This is a genomic window from Lacinutrix undariae (assembly GCF_052934785.1).
Genome location: NZ_CM128809.1, coordinates 2771192 through 2788959, shown reverse-complemented (window position 1 = coordinate 2788959; position 17768 = coordinate 2771192). Strand labels below are relative to the sequence as shown.

The following is a 17768-nucleotide window of genomic DNA, read 5'->3' as shown; positions in this document are numbered from 1 at the left end:
TATTTTAATAAAAAAGTAAAGCTAATATTGCCATAATACTGGTTGAAAAAGGGATGATCATTAAAAACACAAAGAATATTAATACACTTTTAAAGATACTTTTTCTCGTGCTGTTTTTATAAAACTTTTTTATAGCTATACAAAAATATATAAAGGTTGAACAAACTAAGATTACTGCTAACCAATCCGGGAAGCCACTCCAAATAAAATTAACCAACATAATACTACTAAAAGTAACGTATAAAAACGAGAAGAAATAAAAACTGAATACCAAGTGGTTTACATAAGGTCTGTTTTTATAAAAGAATAGTTTTAATATAAAAGCAAAAATTGGCAATATAAAAAACATTGCTACAGGAATATAGCCGTAAAATGTGCTTAAAATTGTCCCTCCACTTCTAGTCTTTAAAAACTTTAAAATTTGTGAATATAATCGTTTTGTAAAATAACCATGTTCTTTGCTTAGCCCCATTTCTTTATATATAGAGGCATCATCAGCATTTTTTTTAATTAAAGAATCAATTACACTAACATTAAATGTATGGGTGGCATTTATCTCTTTTTCCTTTTTTGACTTTTCTTTTAAAATAGAATCTGCTGCTTTGGTTTTAGTAGAAGTTTGCAGGTCTTGAGGACTTAATTGTAAACTGTCTTTTTCAATTCTTTTAATGCGATCACTAGCATTCATTGTTTCTCTAATTGCTATATCAAATTCTTCAGACTGTTGTTTCACTATAAATGAAAACAAGAAAAATAGTATTATTGAGGTGAACAAATACATTTGTGCAGGGTGTAAAAACTGCAAACGTTTTCCTTCTAAAAAACGTTGAGCTAAATAACCTGGTTTTATCATTAAAGGGATGAAACTCTTAAAAAATCGTGCATCGACTGAAAAATAGTTAGCGATTGTATTCTTAAATAGAATAGCTAGAGTAAGTTCTTCATCTGATTTTTGTCCGCAGTTAGGACAAAATTTAAATGTGGCTTTAAATTCTGTTTTACAATTATTACAGCTAATCTTAGGTTTTCCCATGTTTGTGTTATAGTTCGTATAAAAATAGATAAATTACTTTAGTTTTTGATTGCTCTCTTATTTTTTTACTTCCGAAGAAAAAAAAATACTGATAATCAAACTATTAAGTTTTTGGCACGCTGTTTGTCTTGTGTAGAGTATATCAATTTAAATTATACAATTATGAAAACAAACATCTACACTCACATCAACACCGGTTTAGCTCGTGTGGTGAACAGAAAAGCAAGTTTTATATTTGTATTAGCCCTAATTTTTGGAGTTACTGCAAATGCAACAAGTACAGAAGCAAATGCTAATAACATTTTATCTTCTTACAATAATGGTTATGGTAACACATTTATATTTGTAGAAAACGGAATTGAGTTTTCGGTTTTTCCTGATGGTCAGTTTGATTTTTACATGCCAAATCATGGTCCGGATGTAAACGTATCAATAGGAAATTCTAATGTATCAATCAGTTTTAATTCTGGATATAATTATAATCCTTATGTACAATATGATGATTATGGTGCGATTGTTCAGATAGAAAACACGCCTTTATATTATGATTTCTACGGAAGAATTACTCAAGCAGGAAATGTAAATATTAACTATAATTCTTACGGTAGAGTTGCTAGAGTTGGTGGTTTATATATTCATTATAACAATCAACATGTGTTTTCTCATTATACAGGTTATATAAACACGTATAACAGACATTATGTGTATCAACCTTGGCACAGATATTATGCGGTACCAACTTATAATTATGCAATTGTGCACTCAAGGCCTTACAGACAACATTACAAACCTGTAAGACACCAATATTACAGACCTTATCGTAATAATGTGCGTTATACTGATGTTAGAACTCGTAGAAATAAAGCTGTAGCTCAACGTAATGCATTACAACATAATCGTTACAGACAAAATACAACAACACGTCGTGGTTCTGCAACTATAAATAACAGAAGAAATCAGGCTACTACTACAAATCGTAATACAAGAAACACTGTTACACCAAGAAGAACTGTGAGTACCACAAATAGATCTCAAAACTCTGTAAGTACGCCACGCAGATCAACAACTACAGTAAACAGAAATACAAGTACTATAAAACGTCCAAAAACGACTTCTACTCGTATATCTAATAAAGTAACAAATACAAGAAACACATCTGTTACAAGATCCACTCCTACAACACGTAGCACAAGTAGAAGAAGCAGATAATAGATATTAACTTTTGGTTGGTTAGTAAGAAAACCCTACAAGTAGTATGCCGCAAAGCACCTTGTAGGGTTTTCTATTTTTAGCTTATTTAAGCTTTAAATAACGCTTAATAATATTTGAGATATCTTCTGAAACATTCATTTTATAAATAGCGAAAACGTATACTAAACCAATTAAGGCAGATTTTAGAGCAATATTAATTATTGGATGAAATGGGAATTCCCAGAAATAAAACACAACTACACAGCAAATAATAAGGCCTACAATTTTTAAGGTTTGTTTAGAAAACGGTAACATATTAAACTTTAATTTTACAAAGTATATTTTAATACTATTGTAAACTGCAATGGCCATAAAAGTTGCTATTCCTGCGCCATTAATTCCAAATTTAGGAATAAAAACTAGGTTTAAAAGCATCGTTAAAATGGTAAGAATCACTCCAAAAAATAATACCATCCTATAATAATCACTATTAAATAAAATCGCGTTATTATTACCTAATAAGTTGTCATACAATTTTGCGGCACTAATTAAGAATACCACATAAATACCATTGCTAAATTCCGAAGGAATAATAAAATACAACTCATTTATGTTTAGTACAATTAACAGAAACATAAATCCACTAATAGTAAAAAGCGTTAATGAAGAGCGTTCATATAGCTTTTTAAGTCCTTGCTTATCTTTATCATTTAATAGTTTAGCGGTAAGTGGCATTAATATTTGTTGCATTGCGCGTTGCGGTACCGCAATTACTGCTCCTATAAAAACAGCTACACTATAATATGCTACTTGCTCAATATTTGGCATAAGTTTGCCAAGCATTACTTTATCAATATCTAAAATTAATGTTGCAATTGATCCTGCAATAATAATTAAAGATGAGTATTTTATAACAGCATCAAAATTGGCGATTTTAGCGAATTTTAATACCGGTTTTCTAACACTAAAAGCGTATAATTTCATGATAAGCATTCGTAAGATATATACTAAAACAACGCCATCAATTAAAGTATCAACAGTTATTATTTTAAAATACACCATAAAAAGCAAGATCATAATACCAACTCTATGGAAGACTTCTTTCATGAAATTACCAAAAACAGTTTGCATTTGTGTTTTAGACCAGGCAAAAAAGACTTCAAAGTACGCCATTACCAAACCCGAAATAAAAATATGCCAAACATAATCTTTTACAATTTCATTTTTAGAAGCTAACCAACCCCCTATTATATCATAAAAGAAATAACCAATAAAACCGACAGGAATAGCTATTAATAAGGGTAAAAACAACATTAACGTTAAAAAACTGTTGAGTGAGTTTTTGGTTTTATAAGTAGAATAAAATTTAATAATTGTATTATGAACACCAAATGCCATAAGCGGCATCATAATATTTGCAGACGATAATATAAAAGCAATAACACCATAATATGTGTCAGATATAAAATTGGTATATAAAAACAGTACGTTAATACCACCAATACCAAACCCTAAATAAGTGTTTATTGTGTTTTTAAATGATTGATTAATAACTATTCCCATTATACTAATTGAGATAACACCTTTGTAAGAGATTCCCTACTGTATTGCTGTAAGCCAATAGGATGCGTGATTAATGATTGTGTTTTATACGCTTCAAAATACAACATAATTTGAGATTTAAGCTGCTGCTTTTGATTATAATAAAAATAATAACCTGCATTTGTTGATTTAATAATACGCTCTACATCACTTTGTGTTGGTCCAACTGAGATAATTGGCGTGTTAGACACCATATATTCAAATAATTTACCTGGAATAATAGCTTTTGTATCTTCTGAGTCTATTTCAACAAGTAATAACACTTGTGATTGTAATTGTGCTTTTATCGCAGCCTCATGACTAACATAGCCTACTAAATTAATGAATGCTTTTAATCCAGAATCATACATAGCATTTAAAACATCATCACTCACTACACCAATAAGATTCAATTTAAAAGCGGCTTTAAATTCAGTATTTTCTTCTGTCAATTCTTTTAGCGCATCCCATAACTGTTTTGGATTTCTATCTGAAAGTAGCGATCCAATATGTGAGAGTGTAAATTCGGTATCTTTTTTTACACCAAAAACATGATGCGAATCATAACCATTAGTAATTACTGTAATAGGCTGTGATGTTTTATGTTGAAATTCTAATTTTGTATTATGACTGGTCACAATAATCTCATCGGCAGTTTGTAAAACGTCGTGTTCTAATTGTAAATGTTTTTCTTGCGATTTTTTTGTCAGCTTTAAAGCTTTATGATAACCAATTGTTGTCCATGGATCTCTAAAATCTGCTAGCCATTTCACATCTAGCTGTGCTTTCAACTGTTGTCCAATAAGATGTAAACTATGTGGAGGTCCAGTTGTAATTATCGTTTCAATTTTATTGATTTTAATATATTCAACAAGAAAACTTACTGATGGTTTTATCCAATTTTTTCGTGCATCAGGAATAAAGAAATTCCCTCTAATATATAATAGTAAACGCTCAACAAGGGATTGTTTTTTTTTCTTCGGAATAACGCCAGAACTAATTGTTTTGGCACTTTTTTTAGATAAAAAACCTGCTAATTTATAAGGTTCGCTAATAGGTTGTTTTAAAATAGTTACAGCTGAAGAAACTTCTTTTTCTAAATTAGAATCTACAATAGGATAGTTAGGGTTTTCAGGACAATATACAATAGGTTCCACACCATATTTAGGTAAATATTTTACAAATTTCAACCAACGCTGTACACCTGGTCCTCCTGCTGGTGGCCAATAATAAGTTATAATAAGAACTTTTTTAGACACCTATTTCTTTTTAAACTCGTAAAACAATCCACCTATAATTAATAAGAACAATACTATTGAACTCGCTAAAGCAATACCACTCCCCGTTTTAATAACTTGTGGCTCAAACTTAAATTCTATACTATGTGTTCCTGCAGGAATTTTAAGACCTCGCAACACATAATCTACACGTGTGTGAGCAACTTTTTTACCATCTATAAATGCTTGCCAACCTTGTGCGTAATAAATTTCGGAAAATACAGCAAAACCTTCATGTGCGTTTTTAGATGTATATTTTAAAAGATTGGGCTGAAACTCTAACAGTTTAATTGTCGCGGTAGAATCTGTTTTAAAAGACGCACTACTCACTTCTTTTAAGGATGTGATTGCCGTAATTTTAGTCTTTAAACTATCTAAAGCTAAGATTTCTTTATTTGCATTTTCTACATGTTCTAAACTATTTACAAACCAAGCATTTCCATTAGGTTGGGTAAATTGAGTATAAGCTGTAGGTTGTTTTTGCTCATTTTCACTAATCACATATTTTGTGTTTAGCATATTTAACACTTCAATATTATTTTTCGAAATATGAAAATCAAATAACTCGTTATAGCGTCCTAATTTTGCAGCATGATATCCTGATAATGAATTATGAAAATAGGATGCTCTAGCTGCTGAAGATGTGATATCAAAAACTCTGTAGTGCGTTTTATCTTTCATTATTTCTAAATCGGCAGCATTTGCTTTAAATGGTTTATTAACTTCAATAGATGATTTAAAATTTTCGTTATTTACGTAACGTCTATCTACTCCTACTAAATCGAAAAGAATTAATCCTGCAAAAGCAACAATTACTAAATCTTTAGATAATTTCTGCTTTAAGAACATGAAAATTGTTCCGGCAGAAAGTAAAACGAGTATTAATGTACGTAAGGTGTCGTTAGTAAATATTGTTTCTCTATCCGATCGCAATGCATCCACAAAACTCTGCCCGTATTCTCCATAAGCTTGTCTGTAATAGCCATCGTTCATTCCTACAAAATCAAAAGAAGATTTAAAGAGTAAGAATAACAAGGCAATTCCACCTGTAATTATTGCTGAAAACTTTAGTGCTTTCAACTTCTCTTCAGCTTTTACTTCCGAAGTAAAAAGTTCTCGTAACCCAATAATAGCTAGAATAGGAATACATAATTCTACAATAACTTGTATAGAACTTACAGCTCTAAACTTGTTATAAAGTGGTACATAATCGATAAATAAATTAGTTAAGAAGGGTAAATTCTTACCAAATGATAGTAATAAAGCTAAAATACTTCCGGCAACAAGCCATTTCTTTAAACGACCTTTTACAATGAATAATGCAAATACAAACAAGAATAATATTACGGCTCCAATATATGCTGGCGCTTCAACAATAGGTTGATTTCCCCAATAGGTTGGTACGTTTTTAGATTCTCTAATGGCTTCTAACGGTTGCGCTCCAATTGATCTGTAAAAATTATACATTTCAGATGATTGCCCAATATCTTCACCATTTCCTCCTCCTAATAATCGAGGAATAAACAGGTTAAAACTCTCTAAAAAGCCATAACTATATTCGGTAATATACTCTTTACTTAATCCAGATGATGACGCTTCTTTTTGTGATCCATCTACATTTATTGTTAATTCACTTTTACCACGTGTACTTTCTTTTACATATTCTTGGGTTGCTAAAATGTTTGTAGCATTTAATCCAATAGATAAAATTACAGCTGCAATTAATAAACCAACAGATTTAAAAAAGTGTGGTAATTGAGTGTTTTTATATGCGTCAATGAGGTAAACAATCCCTAAAACAATCACCAATAACATTAAATAATATGTCATTTGGAAGTGGTTAGCACCAATCTCTAACCCCATTGCTATTACAGTAATTAAAAAGCCTAAAACGTACTTTCTTTGAAACGTAAGTACAATTCCGCTTAGTACTAACGGCATGTATGCAATAGCGTGTGCTTTACTATTATGACCTACACCTAAAATGATTATTAGGTAGGTAGAAAACCCAAAAGCTAAAGCGCCTAAAGCTGCTAATTTTGTTTCAACCTTTAATGAAAGTAATAATATATAAAAACCTATAAAATAGATGAATAGATAATCGGCAGGTCTTGGCAAGAATCTTAAAACTGAATCTAATTTTTTAATATAATTATGAGGATACCTTGCACCTAACTGATAGGTTGGCATACCACCAAAAGCACTGTTGGTCCAGTAGGTTTCATTACCTGTTTGGGCTTTAAAATCCTTTTGCTGTTTAGACATTCCTATGTAGTGCTTAATATCACTTTGTGAAATCTCTTTGCCTTTTAATACCGGATTAAAATAAGCCAATGATACCACTACAAAACCGATGATAATGAGAATGTGTGGTAAAATTCTTTTAAATGAAAATGTCATGTATATATATTAAAAAATGAGACTAAACCTAATCAACTTCTTCGTAATCCACATATTCTCCAACATCATTATTTGATGTTTTTGAAGATTGTGGTACTTTATCAATAACCGTTTCCCCTTCTTTTTGACGAGGTTGTTGCTGTTTATTTTGTTGTTGAAATTGTTGTCCAAAACGTTCTTGCATTTTTTTAGACATATAACGTACTAAATATGGCGCAAAAAGTTTTGATAAAAATTTTATAGCATAATATACCAATACTATAATTAAAATTGTTCTTAAGAAACCTACAAAGGATGCTGTTTGTAACATGTAAAAAATATTTTCATCAAAAATACAATTATCAGCATTTAAAAACAGCTATTAATGCTTAAAAAATGTATAAAATTATGTAGATTTGAATACTAACAAGACTTATTAAACCACAATTATAAGTACTGTAAAGAGCTTAATCCATTTAAAATTTCAATCCATTTTAATAAAATAGCAAATGAAATATATTAAAACCTATTTACCTCTTTTTGCGCTTTTACTTTCATATAGTGCATTTTCGCAATACACCGATGTTATAAACTCCAACAGACCAGGGGTTTCTAGTAGTGCTTTTTCCGTTGGAACAAACGTTGCGCAATTAGAAGTTGGCCCATATACTGTAAAAGAAACACACACACCTCTTAATTATGAAGTATCAGGTTTTGGTGTAGATTTTATGGCACGTTACGGGTTACTATTTGAAGAATTAGAACTAAATATTGAAGGAATTTACCAAAGCGATACATTTACCGATAATCGTTCGGCAATTTCAAGCGAAGAAAAACGTGCTAATTTTAAAAATTTCACCATTGGAGCAAAATACCTTGTGTATGATCCTTATAAAAATGCTGAAGAAGAAAAACCTAATCTATACAGCTATCACGCCAATTATAAATTTAAATGGAGTTCACTTATTCCAGCAGTTTCCGTGTCTTTAGGTGCTAATTTTGACACTAAAGACAATCCTTATACTGCACCAGGAGTTGAAGGCTTCAGTCCTAAATTAATGATTGCCACACAAAATAATTTCTCAGGAGGTTGGGTGTTAATCATGAATTTAATTAAAGACCGTATTGGAACCGATTATTCAGATTTTCAATATATTTTAACGCTTACACATTCATTTAGTCCACAATGGGTTGTGTTTGGAGAAGCGCAAGGGATTAAAAGTGATTTTTATGCCGATAATTTGTTTAGATTTGGTGGCGCTTATCTACTTTCAAAAGATTTACAGTTTGATACCGCTTTAACCTTCAACACAAAAGATACGCCATCTGTATTTAGTATGAATTTTGGAGCCTCTTACCGTTTAGATTTTCATAAAGACAAAAAAATAGATAATAATAGTGACGCTAAAGCCGAAGGTAAGCGTCAGTCTCGAGGAAATAAAAATAGAGCTCGCGAAGATTTTAATGATGATGGCAACTAGCCAGAAAAAGAATATATGATTACAATAAAAGAAATTCACTCAAAAAAGGATTTAAAAGCATTTGTAAAGTTTCCTTTTAAACTTTACAAAGATTCTACAGCTTGGGTACCTCCTATTATAAAACAAGAATTAGAAACCTTCAACAAAGATAAAAACCCAGTTTTTAAAGATGCTGAAGCTCGTTTTTTCTTAGCCTATAAAAACAATGAAATTGTAGGTAGAGTTGCAGCGATAATTAATTGGCTTGAAGTTGAAAATCAAGATCAAAAAAAGATGCGTTTTGGCTGGTTTGATTTCATAGATGACACCGAAGTATCAAAAGCACTTTTAGATACTGTAGAGCGTATTGGTAAAGAAAACAACCTAGAGTATACCGAAGGGCCTGTTGGATTTTCAAACCTAGATAAAGTTGGTGTTGTTACCGAAGGTTATACAGAGGTTGCGCCTATGGTAACTTGGTATAATCATCCTTATTATGTGAAACATTATGAGACTGCCAACTATAAACCCGAAAAAGGTTATGTGGAAAGTGTGTTTCCTTTTGAAAACGTAAAACCTGAATTCTTTTACAAAGCACAAGAACTTATTAAGCGTCGTTATCAATTAAGAGCCTTAAAATTAACTAAGACTTCGGAAGTGATGCCTTACGTTAATAAAATGTTCGATTTATTTAACGAAAGTTATGCTTCATTATCTTCATTTGTTGCGATTACAGATATTCAGAAAGAATATTTTAAAAAGAAATTTATAAGTTTTGTAAATCCCGAATACATAAAGTTTGTAGTTGATAAGGATGACGAATTGGTAGGTTTTGCTATTGTAATGCCAGCGTTTTCTAAAGCGTTACAAAAAATGAATGGAAAATTATTTCCTTTTGGATTCACCCATATCTTAGATGCTAAAAAGAACAGTAAGGACGTTATTTTCTATTTAATAGGAATTCATCCAGAATATCAAAACAAAGGTGTTCATGCGGTTATTTTTAATGAATACTACAACACATTCACCGAAAAAGGCATTAAAACCTGTTACCGTACTCCAGAATTAGAGGACAATGAAGCCATTAGAAAAATATGGAAACATTTTGACCCTCAAGTTTACAGAAAGAGAAAAACATATAGAAAAGATCTTTAATTGATCTTTATATAAAACAAAAAAGAGCTACAAATTGTAGCTCTTTTTTTATGGTAGTAAAACTGTTTATTACTTTTCCATTGCAGCAGCAACAGAAGCAGATAAACGTTTGTATGTTCCGTTTTCTAAACGCTCTCTAATTGCATCAAAAGCATCTAATGTTTCAGTAACATCTTGTAATGTATGTGTAGTTGTAGGAATTAAACGCAATAAGATTAATCCTTTTGGTATTACCGGATACACAACAATAGAACAGAAAATCCCGTGATTTTCACGTAAGTCTTTCACTAAAGCCATAGCTTCAGGAATACTTCCTTTTAAATACACCGGAGTTACACAACTTTGTGTTGTTCCAATATCAAAACCTCTATCTTTTAATCCAGATTGAAGTGCGTTTGTGTTTTCCCAAAGTTTAGCTTTAAGTTCTGGCATTGTTTTAAGCATTTGTAAACGCTTACGAGCACCAACAACTAATTGCATTTGCAATGATTTTGCAAACATTTGAGAACGTAAATTATATTTTAAATAATCTATAATTTCTTTATCAGCAGCAATAAACGCTCCTGTACTTGCTAATGATTTTGCAAAAGTTGCAAAATACACATCAATATCATCCTGTACGCCTTGTTCTTCACCTGCTCCAGCACCTGTTTTACCAAGAGTTCCAAAACCGTGAGCATCATCTACTAAAAATCTGAAATTAAATTTCTTTTTAAGTTCAACAATTTCCTTAAGACGACCTTGTTCTCCACGCATACCAAATACACCTTCAGAAATTACTAAAATTCCTCCTCCAGTATGTTCGGCCATTTTTGTAGCACGTTCAAGATTTTTCTCTAAGCTTTCAATATCGTTATGTTTATAAGTAAAACGTTTACCCATGTGTAAACGTACACCATCAATAATACATGCGTGAGCATCTACATCATAAACAATAATATCATCTTTAGATACTAAAGCATCTATAGTTGACACCATTCCTTGGTATCCAAAGTTTAATAAATAAGCAGATTCTTTACTTACAAATTCTGCTAATTCAACTTGAAGTTGTTCGTGTAACTCTGTGTGACCAGACATCATACGTGCTCCCATTGGGTAAGCAGATCCATATGTAGCTGCAGCTTCAGCATCCACTTTGCGTACTTCTGGATGGTTAGCTAAACCTAGATAATCGTTAATACTCCAAGTTACAACATCTTTTCCTTGGAACTTCATTCTGTTAGAAATATGACCTTCTAATTTTGGGAAAACGAAATAGCCTTCTGCTTGTGAAGCCCATTTTCCTAAAGGTCCTTTATCTCTATATATTTTTTCAAATAAATCTTTCATTTAAGCTTTAATTAGTCTAGTTAGTCGGGCAAAATTAAATAATTTTATTATGAATGCATAATAAATTGATAATCTTATGCACATAAAAAAACCTACCACAGTTGGAATGTAACAGGTTGTATTTTATTTAAGTTTTACCTTATGTATTCGATAGTTTCAGTTACGACAGATTCACTGTCAAAAAATCCTTGTTCTTCCATCCATTTATCACTGTATACTTTACTCATATATCGTGATCCATGATCTGGAAATATAGTTACAACTTTATCACCTGCTTTAAACTCGCCAGCTTCGTTAAGTTGTTTTATGGCTTGCATTGCTGCACCACTTGTATACCCTACAAAAAGGCCTTCAGTACTTGAAATCTCTCTTGCAGTATGTGCACTTTCTTCATCGGTTACTTTTACAAAAGTATCAATAACGTCGAAATTTGTAGCCGTTGGAATTAAGTTTTTACCTAATCCTTCTATTCTATATGGATAAATTTCTTTTTCGTCAAACTCACGAGTTTCGTGATATTTTTTTAGTACAGATCCGTAAGCATCAACACCAATAACTTTTATGTTAGGGTTTTGCTCTTTTAGATATTTTGCTGTACCAGAAATAGTTCCTCCAGTTCCACTACACGCAATTAAGTGTGTAATTTGTCCTTCTGTTTGTTCCCAAATTTCTGGACCTGTAGTTTTATAATGTGCTTCTGCATTTAACACATTGAAATATTGGTTAATATAAACCGATCCTTCAGTTTCTTTATGTAAACGTTTAGCAACTTCGTAGTAAGATCGAGGATCATCGGCTTTAACATGTGCAGGACACACATATACCCTAGCTCCCATAGATTTTAACATATCTATTTTATCTGGCGAAGATTTTGAACTTACGGCTAGAATACACTTGTAACCTTTAATAATGCTTACCATAGCAATACTAAATCCTGTGTTACCAGAAGTAGTTTCAATAATTGTGTCTCCAGGAGAAAGAATACCTTTTTTTTCGGCATCTTCAATAATATGAAGGGCTATTCTATCTTTTGCTGAGTGCCCAGGATTGAACGCTTCAACTTTAGCATAAAAATCACCTTCAAAACCAGAAGTAATTTTATTTAATTTAATTAGTGGTGTGTTTCCAATAAGATCTAACACATTATCATACACCTGTAAACTTTTTTTCATAAATGCTATTTATAATTACAAATTAAAAATGTAATTCCAAAACCATGCAAAACTACGATTTTTTTTTGAATTATTCAGTGATATTTTCTAAGTCTAACAAAAATGCATACTCTTGGGCGTCTTCCTTTAAGGCTTCAAATCGTCCTGATGCTCCACCATGTCCTGCACTCATATTGGTGTTTAAAAACAATTTATTGTGGTCTGTTTTTAAAGTTCTCAGTTTAGCAACCCATTTTGCTGGCTCCCAATATTGCACTTGTGAATCATGTAAGCCTGTAGTTACTAATATATGTGGGTAATCTTGTTTTACAACATTATCATAAGGTGAGTACGATTTCATATACTCATAATAAGTGACTTCATTTGGATTTCCCCATTCGTCATACTCTCCAGTAGTTAATGGAATAGTATCATCTAACATTGTAGTTACAACATCTACAAATGGTACTGCTGCAATAACACCGTGGTATAATTGTGGTGCCATATTAATAACTGCCCCAATTAATAAACCCCCTGCACTTCCGCCTAAAGCGTATAAATGTTTCTTAGATGTATAATTTTCGGCAATTAAATATTCTGAACAGGCTATAAAATCTGTAAACGTATTTTTCTTAGTTAATAGTTTCCCGTTTTCATACCAATCGCGACCTAAATACTCTCCTCCTCTAACGTGAGAAATTACATATATAAAACCTCTATCTAAAAGACTCAATCTAATGGTTGAAAAATATGGATCAATTGTTGAACCGTACGATCCATAAGCATATTGAAGTACCGGGTTTGCACCATCTTTTTTCATGCCTTTTTTATACACTACAGACATCGGTATTTTTGTACCGTCGTTTGCAGTTGCCCAAATACGTTCGGCAGCATAATTATCTTTATTAAAATGACCTCCTAAAACATCCTGCTCTTTCATTACAGTTTTAGTTTTAGTCGCCATATTAAAATCTATTGTTGAAGACGGCGTTGTTAAAGCATTATAGCCGTAACGCAAAATTTGAGTATCAAAATCTACATTTGTTCCCGTATATGCTGTGTATGTTTCGCTTTCAAATGGTAAATAATAATCTTCGGTACCATCCCAACGAATAATTCGTATTTTATTTAATCCATTAACACGTTCGCTAACTACTAGGTAATCTTTAAAAATATCAATATCTTCAAGCATCACATCAGCTCTATAAGGCAAGACATCTTCCCAATGTACGGCTTCAGTTTGCGTTTCTGATGTTTTCATTAATTTGAAATTATCAGCTCCATCTTTATTTGTTACAATATAGAATGAATCATTGTAATGAGAAATTCCGTACTCCAAACCTCTAATACGTTCTTGAAACACTTTAAATTCACCATCAGGTGTATTGGCATCTAAAATATGATACTCGTTTGTTAGCGTACTGTAACAGACAATAATCATAAATTTTTTTGATTTCGATTTATAAATTGAAACCCCAAAAGTATCATCTTCTTCATGAAAGATTACGGTGTCTTTAGATGCTGAAGTTCCTAATTTATGTTTGAAAACTTTATCAGAACGTAAGGTTTCTGGATCTTTTTTAGTGTAGAATAATGTTGCATTATCATTTGCCCAAGATGCAGAACCCGTTGTATTTTCAATAATATCATCAAATACTTTATGAGTGGCTAAATCTTTAACTTGAATAGTGTAGTTACGACGTCCTACTGTATCAATTCCAAAAGAAATTAAAGTGTTATCTGGACTAATACTTAATCCTGATAATTTAAAATATTCATGACCTTTAGCCATTTCATTACAGTCAAAAATCAATTCATCTGCAGCGGTTAATTCTTCTTTTCTTCTAATGTAAATAGGATAATCCTTACCTGTTTCAAACTTTACAATATACCAATAACCGTTGTATTTATAAGGTACAGATTCATCATCTTCCTTAATACGTGCTTTCATTTCTTCAAAAAGAGTTTTTTCAAACTCTTCAGTATGAGACGTCATTTTTTTGAAATAATCATTCTCAGCATTTAAATAATCTAAAACCTCTGTATCTTCTCTTTCATTTAACCAAAAATAGTCATCAATTCTTACATCGTTATGCGCTTTTAGTTCTTTTGAAATCCGCTTAGCTATTGGAGGCTGCTCTATATTATTTTTCATGAGTATTTATTTTGAAGACCGCAAAAATAGAATTAAAATTATAAAATTGATGTTAATAGATTATTAATGCGCTTTTAATAGATATGATTTATTAATTTTGTAAAACTAACGATTAAAATAAAGATTATGTTTGGAGATATGATGGGAATGATGAGCAAACTCAAAGAAACCCAGAAAAAAGTTGAAGCTACAAAAGAACGTTTACACGGTGTTTTACTAGATGAAGCAAGTAGCGATAATAAATTAAAAGTAACCATTACAGCAAATAGAACTATAAAATCTATTACTATTGATGATGCCTTACTAGAAGACAAAGAAATGCTTGAAGATTATTTAGTTTTAACACTTAATAAAGCTATTGAACGTTCTGGGGCTGTACATGAAGCTGAAGTAGCTGCTGTAGCACAAGAAGGTGTACCAAATATTCCAGGAATGGATATGTTTAAATAAGTTTAAAATTTAAGCGTTTTTAACGTTGATAAAAAATAGTCATGCATTGGGTTGGTATAATCTAAATGTGTGACTATTCTTAACTTACCTTTCCCTAAACTGCTAATTTTAATGTTTTTAGCATCTAATTTGTTAATAAATTTCGCTTCATCAATACCTTCTGCCAGTTTGAAAATGATGATATTTGTTTCAACAGGAGATACAGATTCAATACCTGGTAATGTTTTTAAAACGGTTTCAATCTCTTTAGCGCGTTTATGATCTTCTGCTAAGCGCTCAATATTATGATCTAAGGCGTACATTCCGGCAGCAGCCAAATAACCAACTTGTCGCATTCCTCCTCCTAAAAGTTTACGAATTCTCAAGGCTTTTTGCATCTGTTCTTCATCTCCAACCAAAACAGAACCTACAGGACACCCCAAACCTTTACTTAAACAAACTGAAATAGTTTGAAATACATCACCAAATGCTATTGCCGATTGATTTTTAGCCACCATAGCATTCCATAATCGTGCGCCATCTAAATGAAATCCTAAATTATGAGTCTCACAAACTGTCTTTATTTTTTTTAATTCAGCAATATCCCAACATGCACCTCCACCTCTATTGGTCGTGTTTTCAACTTCTACTAAACTCGTTAATGGACTGTGGTAAAATTCCGGAGGATTTATAGCTGCTTCAACTTGAGCTGCAGTAAATATACCTGAATCACCATTAATAAGATGACAACTTACACCACTATTAAAAGATGCACCACCACCTTCATAATGAAAAATATGTGCGTCTTTATCACAAATAACTTGATCTCCCGGATTAGTATGAATTTTTATAGCGGCTTGATTTGCCATTGTTCCGGTAGGAAAAAACAAAGCTTTAGGTTTTCCAAATAAATCTGAAATACGCTCTTCTAATGCGTTTACGGTTGGATCTTCTTTATAAACATCATCTCCAACTGGTGCTTTCATGATAGCTTCTAGCATTTGTTTACTAGGTTTTGTAAGTGTATCACTGCGTAAATCTATAATCATAAGAAAAAAGGAATTGTAATTAATGGGATAAAATTACATAAAAAACCTTCAGAAAAATATCCTTTCAAATATTTTAACAATACGCGTTTAATCTTAAATTTGTAAAAAATATTAGGTTTATGACTACAACAGATCAAATAAAAGATCTTAATACACGCTTAGCTTCGCTTAAGCAATATCTTTGACGTAGATGTTAAATTAATTGAAATTGCTAACGAGGAAGAAAAAACCTTCGACCCTAATTTTTGGAATGACTCTAAGGCTGCCGAAATTGTAATGAAATCTCTTAGAGAAAAGAAAAAATGGGTTGGTGATTATCAAGATGCATGTACATTAGTAGAAGATTTAGAAATTATCTACGAATTTCATAAAGAAGATGAAGCTACCATGGAAGATGTGGATGCTCGTTTTGAAAAATCATTGTTGCTAATTGAAAAATTAGAGTTTAAAAACATGCTTTCGGAAGAAGGAGATAGCTTAAGTGCCGTTTTACAAATTACAGCTGGTGCTGGTGGTACTGAAAGTTGTGATTGGGCTAATATGTTAATGCGTATGTATTTAATGTATGCTGAAAAAAGTGGCTTTAAGGTCAAAGAACTTAACTTTCAAGCAGGTGATGTTGCCGGAATAAAAACAGTAACTTTAGAAATTGAAGGTGATTACGCTTTTGGTTGGTTAAAAGGAGAAAATGGTGTGCATCGTTTGGTGCGAATTTCACCTTTTGATAGTAATGCTAAACGTCATACAAGTTTTGCATCTGTATATGTATATCCTTTAGTTGATGATACTATTGAGATTGACATTAATCCTGCAGATCTTGAAATTACTACTGCTAGATCTAGTGGTGCTGGTGGACAAAATGTAAATAAGGTTGAAACTAAAGTGCAATTATTACATAAACCGTCTGGAATTCAAATTCAATGCTCAGAAACACGATCTCAGCACGATAATAGATCTCGTGCGCTACAAATGCTAAAATCTCAGTTATACGAAATTGAGTTACAAAAGCAAATGGCACAACGTGAAGATATTGAAGCAGGGAAAATGAAAATTGAATGGGGAAGCCAAATCCGAAATTACGTGATGCATCCTTATAAATTAGTGAAAGACGTACGTTCTGCTCATGAGACAGGAAATGTTGATGCCGTTATGGATGGTGATATTGAACCCTTTTTAAAAGCCTATTTAATGATGATGGGACAGCAACAAAGTGATAACGAAAACTTATAATATAATGATCCAAATATACCACAACCCAAGATGTAGTAAATCTAGAGAAGGACTTCAAATTTTAGAAAATGAAGGTAAACCTTATGAGGTTATTAAATACCTAGATAACGTACCATCAAAAAAAGAGTTGACGCATATTGTATCATTACTAAATATCTCTCCTATTGATTTGGTGCGTAAAAACGAAGTAATTTGGAAATCTGATTTTAAAGGAAAAACCCTTTCAGATTCTCAAATAATTGATGCTATGATTGCGCACCCAAAACTTATTGAACGCCCTATAGTCATTAACGAGAATAGAGCTATAATAGGACGTCCACCTTCTGCTATTATAGATATAATTTAGAAT

The 17768-nt window shown here is 31.8% G+C and carries 15 protein-coding genes; 6 read left to right on the top strand and 9 right to left on the bottom strand.

Annotation, left to right across the window (positions count from 1 at the left end):
• Positions 1 to 4: 4 nt before the first annotated feature.
• Positions 5 to 1033, bottom strand: coding sequence for a DUF3667 domain-containing protein (locus ACU4C5_RS12465; RefSeq protein WP_446844538.1), 1029 nt, complete (start codon positions 1031 to 1033; stop codon positions 5 to 7).
• 162 nt (positions 1034 to 1195) lie between these two features.
• Between ACU4C5_RS12465 and ACU4C5_RS12460 the strand changes: the two genes are divergently transcribed.
• Positions 1196 to 2242, top strand: coding sequence for a hypothetical protein (locus ACU4C5_RS12460; RefSeq protein WP_446844537.1), 1047 nt, complete (start codon positions 1196 to 1198; stop codon positions 2240 to 2242).
• Positions 2243 to 2326: 84 nt separating this feature from the next.
• On the opposite strand, the gene ACU4C5_RS12455 is transcribed toward ACU4C5_RS12460, so the two are convergent.
• The 4 genes from ACU4C5_RS12455 to ACU4C5_RS12440 are packed head-to-tail and all read right to left on the bottom strand — an operon-like array spanning position 2327 to position 7792.
• Complete coding sequence (locus ACU4C5_RS12455) at positions 2327 to 3787, bottom strand: oligosaccharide flippase family protein (RefSeq protein ID WP_446844536.1); 1461 nt, start codon at positions 3785 to 3787, stop codon at positions 2327 to 2329.
• Entirely contained in the window at positions 3787 to 5064 is a 1278-nt protein-coding gene (locus ACU4C5_RS12450) for a glycosyltransferase family protein (RefSeq protein ID WP_446844535.1), read from the bottom strand. The genes ACU4C5_RS12455 and ACU4C5_RS12450 overlap by 1 nt, the downstream gene beginning before the upstream one ends.
• On the bottom strand, positions 5065 to 7482 hold the full coding sequence (locus ACU4C5_RS12445; RefSeq protein ID WP_446844534.1) for a YfhO family protein: 2418 nt from the start codon (positions 7480 to 7482) through the stop codon (positions 5065 to 5067).
• 28 nt (positions 7483 to 7510) lie between these two features.
• A complete protein-coding gene (locus ACU4C5_RS12440; protein ID WP_446844533.1) occupies positions 7511 to 7792 on the bottom strand; it encodes a DUF4834 family protein in 282 nt (93 codons plus the stop codon).
• 178 nt (positions 7793 to 7970) lie between these two features.
• On the opposite strand from ACU4C5_RS12440, the gene ACU4C5_RS12435 reads away from it, so the two are divergent.
• Entirely contained in the window at positions 7971 to 8942 is a 972-nt protein-coding gene (locus tag ACU4C5_RS12435) for a transporter (RefSeq protein ID WP_446844532.1), read from the top strand.
• A 15-nt stretch (positions 8943 to 8957) separates the two neighbouring features.
• The gene (locus ACU4C5_RS12430) at positions 8958 to 10076 is read left to right on the top strand and encodes a GTP cyclohydrolase (RefSeq protein WP_446844531.1); all 1119 of its coding nucleotides are present in this window, start codon (positions 8958 to 8960) and stop codon (positions 10074 to 10076) included.
• A 69-nt stretch (positions 10077 to 10145) separates the two neighbouring features.
• Here ACU4C5_RS12430 and capB read toward each other — a convergent pair whose 3' ends face one another.
• From capB to ACU4C5_RS12415, 3 genes are all read right to left on the bottom strand, one after another.
• Entirely contained in the window at positions 10146 to 11405 is a 1260-nt protein-coding gene (gene capB / locus ACU4C5_RS12425; protein WP_446844530.1) for a cysteate-C-fatty acyltransferase, read from the bottom strand.
• A gap of 134 nt (positions 11406 to 11539) precedes the next feature.
• A complete protein-coding gene (gene capA / locus ACU4C5_RS12420; RefSeq protein WP_446844529.1) occupies positions 11540 to 12577 on the bottom strand; it encodes a cysteate synthase in 1038 nt (345 codons plus the stop codon).
• Between the two features lie 70 nt (positions 12578 to 12647).
• Positions 12648 to 14711, bottom strand: coding sequence for a S9 family peptidase (locus ACU4C5_RS12415; RefSeq protein WP_446844528.1), 2064 nt, complete (start codon positions 14709 to 14711; stop codon positions 12648 to 12650).
• Positions 14712 to 14837: 126 nt separating this feature from the next.
• On the opposite strand from ACU4C5_RS12415, the gene ACU4C5_RS12410 reads away from it, so the two are divergent.
• A complete protein-coding gene (locus ACU4C5_RS12410; protein WP_446844527.1) occupies positions 14838 to 15161 on the top strand; it encodes a YbaB/EbfC family nucleoid-associated protein in 324 nt (107 codons plus the stop codon).
• A 2-nt stretch (positions 15162 to 15163) separates the two neighbouring features.
• On the opposite strand, the gene ACU4C5_RS12405 is transcribed toward ACU4C5_RS12410, so the two are convergent.
• Positions 15164 to 16189: a threonine aldolase family protein gene (locus ACU4C5_RS12405; RefSeq protein ID WP_446844526.1), complete on the bottom strand. Its 1026-nt coding sequence runs from the start codon at positions 16187 to 16189 to the stop codon at positions 15164 to 15166.
• Positions 16190 to 16308: 119 nt separating this feature from the next.
• Here ACU4C5_RS12405 and prfB point away from each other — a divergent pair.
• A protein-coding gene (gene prfB / locus ACU4C5_RS12400; RefSeq protein ID WP_446844525.1) for a peptide chain release factor 2 occupies positions 16309 to 17419 on the top strand; the annotation gives its coding sequence in 2 pieces (ribosomal slippage) (positions 16309 to 16371 and positions 16373 to 17419; 1110 coding nt in all).
• Positions 17420 to 17423: 4 nt separating this feature from the next.
• Positions 17424 to 17765: an arsenate reductase (glutaredoxin) gene (gene arsC / locus ACU4C5_RS12395; protein ID WP_446844524.1), complete on the top strand. Its 342-nt coding sequence runs from the start codon at positions 17424 to 17426 to the stop codon at positions 17763 to 17765.
• The last annotated feature ends 3 nt before the right edge of the window (positions 17766 to 17768 follow it).

Excerpts from the sequence above, each read along its gene's own strand:
- ACU4C5_RS12445 (WP_446844534.1), bottom strand. The coding sequence starts at position 7,482 with ATGACATTTTCATTTAAAAGAATTTTACCACACATTCTCATTATCATC.
- ACU4C5_RS12435 (WP_446844532.1), top strand. The coding sequence starts at position 7,971 with ATGAAATATATTAAAACCTATTTACCTCTTTTTGCGCTTTTACTTTCA.
- ACU4C5_RS12410 (WP_446844527.1), top strand. The coding sequence starts at position 14,838 with ATGTTTGGAGATATGATGGGAATGATGAGCAAACTCAAAGAAACCCAG.
- ACU4C5_RS12460 (WP_446844537.1), top strand. The coding sequence starts at position 1,196 with ATGAAAACAAACATCTACACTCACATCAACACCGGTTTAGCTCGTGTG.
- ACU4C5_RS12430 (WP_446844531.1), top strand. The coding sequence starts at position 8,958 with ATGATTACAATAAAAGAAATTCACTCAAAAAAGGATTTAAAAGCATTT.
- ACU4C5_RS12455 (WP_446844536.1), bottom strand. The coding sequence starts at position 3,787 with ATGGGAATAGTTATTAATCAATCATTTAAAAACACAATAAACACTTAT.
- arsC (WP_446844524.1), top strand. The coding sequence starts at position 17,424 with ATGATCCAAATATACCACAACCCAAGATGTAGTAAATCTAGAGAAGGA.
- ACU4C5_RS12465 (WP_446844538.1), bottom strand. The coding sequence starts at position 1,033 with ATGGGAAAACCTAAGATTAGCTGTAATAATTGTAAAACAGAATTTAAA.
- capB (WP_446844530.1), bottom strand. The coding sequence starts at position 11,405 with ATGAAAGATTTATTTGAAAAAATATATAGAGATAAAGGACCTTTAGGA.
- capA (WP_446844529.1), bottom strand. The coding sequence starts at position 12,577 with ATGAAAAAAAGTTTACAGGTGTATGATAATGTGTTAGATCTTATTGGA.
- ACU4C5_RS12405 (WP_446844526.1), bottom strand. The coding sequence starts at position 16,189 with ATGATTATAGATTTACGCAGTGATACACTTACAAAACCTAGTAAACAA.
- ACU4C5_RS12440 (WP_446844533.1), bottom strand. The coding sequence starts at position 7,792 with ATGTTACAAACAGCATCCTTTGTAGGTTTCTTAAGAACAATTTTAATT.
- ACU4C5_RS12415 (WP_446844528.1), bottom strand. The coding sequence starts at position 14,711 with ATGAAAAATAATATAGAGCAGCCTCCAATAGCTAAGCGGATTTCAAAA.